The sequence below is a fragment of the Stenotrophomonas sp. NPDC077659 genome (assembly GCF_050268705.1).
Classification (GTDB): domain Bacteria; phylum Pseudomonadota; class Gammaproteobacteria; order Xanthomonadales; family Xanthomonadaceae; genus Stenotrophomonas.
In genome coordinates, this window is the sequence record NZ_JBNNHG010000163.1 from 1 (window position 1) to 7,960 (window position 7,960).

Genomic DNA, 7,960 nt, shown 5'->3' on the forward strand with positions numbered 1-7,960 from the left:
TGCTGCTGGTGCCTGCACTGCCGGCCACGCCGCTGCCCGAACACACGCTGGACCAGTTGCTGCGTGTGCTGCACATCGGCTTGACCGCGTGCTTCATCTGGTTGCTGGTGCGGGGCGTGGCGGCGGGTGAGCGCGCGATCCTGCGCAGCCATCCCATCGATGTGTCCGACAATCTGGAAGCACGCCGCATCCAGACGCAGACGCGCGTGCTCAGCCGGGTGCTGATGGGCGGCATCATCGTGCTCGGCGCATCACTGGTGCTGCTGACCTTCCCGATGGTGCAGAAGATCGGTACCGCGCTGCTGGCCTCGGCGGGCCTGATCGGGCTGGTGGCGGGTATCGCGGCCAAGCCGGTGTTCGGCAACCTCATTGCCGGCCTGCAGATTGCGGTGACGCAGCCGATCCGGCTGGATGACGTGGTGATCGTCGAAGGCGAGTGGGGCCGCATCGAGGAGATCGGCAGCAGCTACGTGGTGGTGCGTATCTGGGACGAGCGGCGGATGGTGGTGCCGTTGACCTGGTTCATCGAGAACCCGTTCCAGAACTGGACGCGGCGCAGTGCCGACCTGTTGGGCACCGCGTTCCTCTGGCTGGACTACCGAGCGCCCATCGCAGCGATCCGCACCGAGCTGGAGCGCATCTGCCGCGGTGAGCCGTTGTGGGATGGCCGGGTATGCGTGACCCAGGTGACCGAGACCAGCGAACGTGCGATCCAGGTGCGCCTGCTGGTCAGTGCGCGCAGCTCCGGTGATGCCTTCGACCTGCGCTGCCTGGTGCGCGAGCGGATGCTGGATTTCCTCGCCCGCGAACACCCACAGTCGCTGCCGCAGGTGCGCGCGCGCCTGCAGCAGGAGGATGAGTGGGACATGCCGCACGGGCCGCGTGCGCGCACGGCCGACGTACGTTCGCCCGGCGCGGAAGATGGTGAGGCGGCGATCATGCCGGGGGAGCCGGAGCCCTTGTAGAGCTGAGCCCATGCTCGGCTTCCCTGGTACGCGGCATCGGCAGCGCAGCCGAGCGTGGGCTCGGCTCTACAGGATCGCGGCTTACGGATCGCCGGCGTCGATCAGGGCGTCGGTGGCGAACTGCGGCGGCTGCCGTGCGCGGGTGCGCTGTTCATAGGCGTAGGCCATCTCGATCAGCTTCGGCTCGCTCCAGGCGGCGCCCATGAACAGCAGCCCGGCGGGCAGGCCATCGATCTGCCCCATCGGCACGCTCAGGCTGGGGTAGCCGGCCACGGCCGCCGCGCTGTAGCTTTCGCCGGGGAAATCGTCGCCGCTGCTGCGGATCGGCCAGGCGATGCCGGTGGTCGGTGCGACCAGACCGTCGAGCTGATGCGCGGCGAGGACGGCATCGATCCCTTCAGGGCCCGCCAGCCGGCGCGCATCGCTGCGTGCGCGGATGTAGGCGGGGTCGGCCAGGCCGGTGGTGGCGTCCGCCTCCTGCAGCAGCTGCTGGCCGAACAGGCCCAGTTCCTGCCTGGCATGGGCCTGGTTGAAGGCGATCAGTTCGGCCAGGCTGCGCAGCGGTGCCTTGTAGGTGCCGAAGTAGCGCTCCAGCCCGGCCTTGAACTCGTACAGCAGGACGGTGCGCTCAGCCTCGTCCCAGGCGCCCTGGTTGGGCATCGCCACCGGCACCACCACGGCGCCGGCGCGGCGCAGCTCGGCCACCGCCTGGTCCATCAGCGGTGGCATGCCGCGGTACTTCAGCAGTGGGGTCTGCAGCAGGCCCAGGCGCTTGCCGCGCAGGCCCTGCGGATCCAGCCGCGCGGTGTAGTCGTAGACCGCGCGCCCGGGCATGGTCGCGGTGGCCGGGTCGGCGTCGTCGCGGCCGGCGATGGCGGTCAGCACCGCAGCTGCATCGGCCACGCTGCGGGTCATCGGCCCGGCGGTGTCCTGGCTGAAGGAGATCGGGATGATGCCCTCGCGGCTGACCAGGCCGACCGTGGGCTTCAGGCCGACCACGCCGTTGATGGCTGCCGGGCAGACGATGCTGCCGTCGGTCTCCGTGCCGATGGCCACGCTGGCCAGGTTGGCGGACACCGCCACCGCGCTGCCGCTGCTGGAGCCGCACGGCGAATGGCTCAGACGGTATGGGTTGCGGGTCTGGCCGCCACGCGCGCTCCAGCCGGACACCGAGTCGTTGCCGCGGAAGTTGGCCCATTCGCTGAGGTTGGTCTTGCCCAGCACCACCGCGCCGGCCTCGCGCAGGCGACGTACCAGGTAGGCGTCCTCCGGATGGAAGCTCTGCAGTGCCAGCGAGCCGGCCGTGGTGGCCATCGGCGCGGCATTGATGTTGTCCTTCAGCAGCACCGGGATACCGTGCAGGGGGCCGCGCAGGCGTCCTGCACGGCGTTCGCGGTCGCGCTCGGCCGCTTCCTTCAGGGCATCGGGGTTCAGTTGCAGCACCGCGCGCAGGCGCGGCCCGGTGCGGTCCAGGGCGGCGATGCGCTGCAGGTAGGCGGCCGTGAGGGTGGCGCTGTCCAGTTCGCCGGCGATCATCCGGGCCTGCAGGTCGGCCACGTCGGTTTCGGCGTAGGGGAAGGGCACGTTGCTGCTGCTGGGTTCGGCGGCGTGCGTGGCCGGTGTTGCCGGACTGCAGCCCACGGCAAGCAGCGCGGGCAGGGCCGCGGTGAGGCAGGTCAGCAGGGAGGGCAGGAACGGGCGCATCGGACGGCTGGGTCGGCTCCAAACGTCAGTGTAGCGGCTGCTCAGTGGCGGCGCTTGCGCAGGTCGCGGGCCAGGACGTAGACGACGATCAGGTTGATCGCCAGCACGCTCCATGAGGCCCAGCCGGGGTGGCGGATGACCGCGTAGATATCGAAGGGCAGGTAGATCGAGGCGGTCAGGCAGCCGAGCCACGAGGCCCAGGCCCTGGCCTTCCACAGGCCCCAGGCTTCGACCAGGTGCAGCAGGCCATAGCCGATCATCGCCGCTGCGGCCAGGTGCACCGCGTCGGGACTGATCATGTTGAGCAGCGAGGGCAGGGTGCCGTGATCCGGGTCCAGGCTGAAACGCCGGATCAGGGCATTGACCCCATCGCGAAGTGGCTGCGGACCGAGCATTTCCAGCCCGGTCGCCGCCAACAGCGCCAGCATCGCCTTGCTCGCTTCGAGCAGGGCGATGACGTGCAGACCCGGATGCCGGTGCGGATCCGGGTTGTAGCCGTTCTGGCTCACAGTCTGCTGGCTCAGCCGCCGCGCGAAGCCTTCTTGCGGTCGCTTTCGGTCAGGAACTTCTTGCGCAGACGGATCTCCTTCGGGGTGATCTCGACCAGCTCGTCGTCTTCGATGAAGTCCAGGGCCTGTTCCAGCGAGTACTTGATCGCCGGGGTCAGCTGGATCGCATCGTCCTTGCCCGAAGCGCGCATGTTGGTCAGCGGCTTGGTCTTGATGGCGTTGACGGTCAGGTCGTTGTCCTTGGAGTGGATGCCGACCAGCTGACCTTCATACACGTTGTCGCCTTCAGCGGCGAACAGCTTGCCGCGTTCCTGCAGCGGGCCCAGCGAATAGGCGGGGGTGACGCCCGGCGCATTGGCGATCATCACGCCGTTGATGCGCTTGGCAATCGCGCCCTGTTCCTTCGGACCATAGTGGTCAAACACGTGGAACAGCAGGCCCGAACCCTGGGTGAGGGTCTTGAACTCGTTCTGGAAGCCGATCAGGCCACGGGCCGGGATCGAGTATTCAAGGCGCACGCGGCCCTTGCCGTCCGGCTCCATGTTCTTCAGCTGGCCCTTGCGGGTGCCCAGCTTTTCCATCACGCCGCCCTGGTGCACCTCTTCGATGTCCACCACCAGCTGTTCGATCGGCTCCATCATCTGGCCGTCGATTTCCTTGATGATGACTTCCGGGCGCGACACGGCCAGCTCGTAGCCTTCGCGGCGCATGTTTTCGATCAGTACCGACAGGTGCAGTTCGCCACGGCCGGAGACCAGGAACTTGTCGGCGTCTTCCAGCTGTTCGACCTTCAGGGCCACGTTGTGGACCTTTTCACGGTCCAGGCGGTCCTTGATCTGGCGGCTGGTCAGGAACTTGCCACCGGACAGGTCCTTGTTGCCGGCGAACGGCGAGTTGTTGACCTGGAAGGTCATCGAGATGGTCGGCTCGTCGACGGTCAGTGCCGGCAGCGCTTCCGGGGTATCCGGATGGCACAGGGTGTCGGAGATGGTCAGTTCCGGAATGCCGGAGATGGCCACGATGTCACCGGCTTCGGCAGTATCCTGCTCGATGCGCTCCAGGCCCAGGAAGCCCAGCACCTGCGCGACCTTGCCGTTGCGCTTCTTGCCTTCACGGTCGATGACGGCGACCTGCATGTTCTTCTTCAGGGTGCCGCGCTGGATGCGGCCGATGCCGATGACGCCCACGAAGTTGTTGTAGTCCAACTGGCTGATGCGCATCTGGAAGGCACCTTCCGGATCGACTTCCGGCTTCGGCGCGTGCTGCATGATCGCTTCGTACAGCGGGGTCATGTCGCCGTCGCGCACGGTGTCTTCCAGGCCGGCATAGCCGTTCAGGGCCGAGGCGTAGACGATCGGGAAGTCCAGCTGCTCGTTGGTGGCGCCGAGCTTGTCGAACAGGTCGAAGACCTGGTCGATCACCCACTCCGGACGCGCGCCCGGACGGTCGATCTTGTTGACCACCACGATCGGCTTGAAGCCCATCGCGAAGGCCTTCTGGGTGACGAAGCGGGTCTGCGGCATCGGGCCGTCCATCGCGTCGACCAGGATCAGCACAGTGTCGACCATCGACAGCACGCGCTCGACCTCGCCGCCGAAGTCGGCGTGCCCCGGGGTGTCGACGATGTTGATCCGGTTCTTGATGCCGGTCTTCTTGTCTTCCCAGGTGATGGCGGTGTTCTTGGCCAGGATGGTGATGCCGCGTTCCTTTTCCTGGTCGTTGCTGTCCATCACGCGCTCGGCGAGGACGGTACGCTCGGACAGGGTGCCGGACTGCTTCAGCAGCTGGTCGACCAGGGTGGTCTTGCCATGGTCGACGTGGGCGACGATGGCGATGTTGCGAAGGTTTTCGATGGACATACGAAAGGGGGCCAGTCGGCGCCGGATTTGGAAAAAGAAGTCCAACATTATACGTCGAAGTTGACGATTGGCGAAAACCTGCGTTTCCGGCCCGGCTGGAGGCCCGTTCAGGGGCCTGCCGGACTGCCTGAACGGCGGCCCCGGGGCGGTCCGGTCCATCTGCTTGGCCCATGGTCGTAGCCGCCGCCGCCACACGCCGGGTGTAAACTAGGTGGCTAGACGCATTCCCATCTGCAGCAAGGATCTTCATGTCCCTCATCGCCACTTTCGACACCACCCAGGGCCCGATCAAGGTCGAGCTGTTCGCCGACAAGGCCCCGCTGACCGTTGCCAACTTCGTCAACCTGGTCAAGCACGGTTTCTATGACGGCCTGATCTTCCACCGCGTCATCGCCGACTTCATGATCCAGGGCGGCTGCCCGCAGGGCCGTGGCACCGGCGGCCCGGGCTACAAGTTCGAGGACGAGAAGAACGGCGTGAAGCACGAGGTCGGCTCGCTGTCGATGGCCAATGCCGGCCCGAACACCAACGGCAGCCAGTTCTTCATCACCCACATCAAGACCGACTGGCTGGACGGCCGCCACACCGTCTTCGGCAAGGTCCTGGAAGGCCAGGCCATCGTCGATTCGGTCAAGCAGGGCGACGTGATCCATTCGATCACCCTGGAAGGCGACGTCGACGCCGTGCTGGCCGCCCAGGCCGACCGCGTCGCTGAGTGGAACAAGATCCTCGCCGCCTGATCCCCCTTCGAAACGGCCACCAGCAGGTGGCCGTTTCCCTGTTCCCCGCCGCCTGCCAGGCCTGCGAGCCACGCCCGCGGCGTTCCATCCAACGCTTGCAAGCAAGAGGAAACCCCCATGAAAGCACCCGTTCGTGTTGCCGTGACCGGCGCTGCCGGCCAGATCGGTTACGCCCTGCTGTTCCGCATCGCCTCCGGCGAAATGCTGGGCAAGGACCAGCCGGTCATCCTGCAGCTGCTGGAACTGCCGGTCGACAAGGCCCAGGCCGCCCTGAAGGGCGTGATGATGGAGCTGGAAGACTGCGCCTTCCCGCTGCTGGCCGGCATGGTCGGCACCGACGACGCCGAAGTCGCGTTCAAGGACGCCGACATCGCCCTGCTGGTGGGCGCGCGTCCGCGCGGCCCGGGCATGGAGCGCAAGGACCTGCTGCTGGAAAACGCCAAGATCTTCACCGCCCAGGGCGCGGCGCTGAACAAGGTGGCCAGCCGTGACGTGAAGGTGCTGGTGGTCGGCAACCCGGCCAACACCAACGCCTACATCGCCATGAAGTCGGCCCCGGACCTGAAGCCGGAAAACTTCACCGCCATGCTGCGCCTGGACCACAACCGCGCACTGAGCCAGCTGTCGAACAAGCTGGGCAAGCCGGTCGGTGGCATGGAGAAGCTGGTGGTGTGGGGCAACCACAGCCCGACCATGTACCCGGACTACCGTTTTGCCACCGCCGACGGTGCGTCGATCGCCGATGCGATCAACGACCAGGAGTGGAACGCCAACACCTTCATCCCGACCGTGGGCAAGCGCGGCGCGGCGATCATCGAAGCCCGCGGCTCGTCCTCGGCTGCTTCGGCTGCCAACGCCGCCATCGACCACGTGCGTGACTGGGTGCTGGGCAGCAACGGCAAGTGGGTCACCATGGGCGTTCCGTCCGACGGTTCCTACGGCATTCCGGAAGGCGTGATCTTCGGCTTCGCCGTGACCACCGAGAACGGCAAGTACACCTTGGTGAAGGATCTGCCGATCGACGACTTCAGCCAGAAGTACATCGACAAGACCCTGGCCGAGCTGGAAGAAGAGCGCGCCGGCGTCGCCCACCTGCTGGGCTGATACGGGCCTCGGCCGGCAGGTACCGACCGTTGGTCGGTGCGCCGTCCAGCACGGTAGGTACTGACCGTTGGTCGGTACGTGATCCAGAAGGTAGGTGCCGACCGTTGGTCGGTACCAAGCAACGGGGAAGCTCAGGCTTCCCCGTTTCTGTTTGAGAGATACAGAAACCGATGATCCACCTGCATTACATCGACGACGCACTGCTGGTGGCCGAGAAGCCGGCCGGCCTGCTGTCCGTGCCCGGCCGCAGCGTCGAGAACCAGGACTGCGTGGTATCGCGTCTGCAGGCGCTGTACCCGGATGCACTCACCGTGCACCGCCTGGACCAGGTGACCTCGGGGCTGCTGCTGCATGCGCGTGGCAAGGTGATGCAGGCGGCATTGTCGATGCAGTTTGAACAGCGCAACGTGCGCAAACGCTACGAGGCGGTGGTGCAGGGATTGCTGGCGGCCGATGCCGGTGAAGTGGACCTGCCGTTGATCGTGGATTGGCCGAACCGGCCGAAGCAGAGGGTCGATCACGAACGCGGCAAGCCGGCGCTGACGCGCTGGCACGTGTTGGCGCGTGATGCCCAGGCGCAGCGCACGCGCGTGGCGCTGGAGCCGGTGACCGGGCGCAGCCATCAGCTGCGGCTGCACATGGCCAGTCTGGGCCATCCCATTGTGGGTGACGTGCTGTATGGCGCGTTGCCGGCGCAGCGGGTGCATCTGCATGCGTGCGCGCTGGCCTTCACCCACCCGGTAACGGGTGCTGCGCTGGCGTTCGAGTCAGCGGCTCTGTTTTAGGCAAGAGGTGGGTTCGGCAGGGCTGCGCCCCACCTCTGACAGTTGGCCCGTTGCCAGTAGATCCACGCCATGCGTGGATGAAATATGTCAGATATCGAAATGAACCAGGGGTCAGAGCCGGTTGCGCAGGAACGGGATCCGACCCCGTGCGGTTCCCACAGATGTCAGATATCGAATGAATCCATCCACGCATGGCGTGGATCTACTGTGTCGAACCCACCAGCGCAGAATGCCGTTCCGACAGATCGCGGGAAACTGTCGAAGGCGGGGTGGGTCCGGTTGAGGGGGCGTGAG

General features: G+C 66.4%; 7 protein-coding genes. 4 read left to right on the forward strand and 3 right to left on the reverse strand.

Going from position 1 to position 7,960, the window contains the following annotated elements:
* Window positions 1–965: mechanosensitive ion channel family protein (locus ACQKDV_RS16925; protein ID WP_427785269.1), on the forward strand; the 965-nt coding region annotated here is incomplete at its 5' end.
* 81 nt (window positions 966–1,046) lie between these two features.
* Here ACQKDV_RS16925 and ACQKDV_RS16930 read toward each other — a convergent pair.
* Genes ACQKDV_RS16930 through typA form a run of 3 tightly spaced genes read right to left on the reverse strand, consistent with a single transcriptional unit; the run spans window position 1,047 to window position 5,037 of the window.
* Entirely contained in the window at window positions 1,047–2,669 is a 1,623-nt protein-coding gene (locus ACQKDV_RS16930) for an amidase (protein ID WP_427785270.1), read from the reverse strand.
* 41 nt (window positions 2,670–2,710) lie between these two features.
* Entirely contained in the window at window positions 2,711–3,178 is a 468-nt protein-coding gene (locus ACQKDV_RS16935; RefSeq protein ID WP_108764168.1) for a DUF2127 domain-containing protein, read from the reverse strand.
* A gap of 11 nt (window positions 3,179–3,189) precedes the next feature.
* A complete protein-coding gene (gene typA, locus ACQKDV_RS16940; RefSeq protein WP_427785272.1) occupies window positions 3,190–5,037 on the reverse strand; it encodes a translational GTPase TypA in 1,848 nt (615 codons plus the stop codon).
* Between the two features lie 248 nt (window positions 5,038–5,285).
* Here typA and ACQKDV_RS16945 point away from each other — a divergent pair, with 248 nt between their 5' ends.
* The 3 genes from ACQKDV_RS16945 to ACQKDV_RS16955 all read left to right on the forward strand — a co-directional run bounded on the left by ACQKDV_RS16945 (window position 5,286) and on the right by ACQKDV_RS16955 (window position 7,666).
* The gene (locus tag ACQKDV_RS16945; protein ID WP_427785273.1) at window positions 5,286–5,777 is read left to right on the forward strand and encodes a peptidylprolyl isomerase; all 492 of its coding nucleotides are present in this window, start codon (window positions 5,286–5,288) and stop codon (window positions 5,775–5,777) included.
* Between the two features lie 117 nt (window positions 5,778–5,894).
* Window positions 5,895–6,881 (forward strand): malate dehydrogenase, encoded by a 987-nt coding sequence (locus tag ACQKDV_RS16950; RefSeq protein ID WP_427785274.1) that lies wholly within the window; start codon window positions 5,895–5,897, stop codon window positions 6,879–6,881.
* 170 nt (window positions 6,882–7,051) lie between these two features.
* Window positions 7,052–7,666 carry an RluA family pseudouridine synthase gene (locus ACQKDV_RS16955; protein WP_427785276.1) on the forward strand — a complete coding sequence of 205 codons (615 nt, stop codon included), beginning with the start codon at window positions 7,052–7,054 and terminating at the stop codon, window positions 7,664–7,666.
* Window positions 7,667–7,960 lie beyond the last annotated feature (294 nt).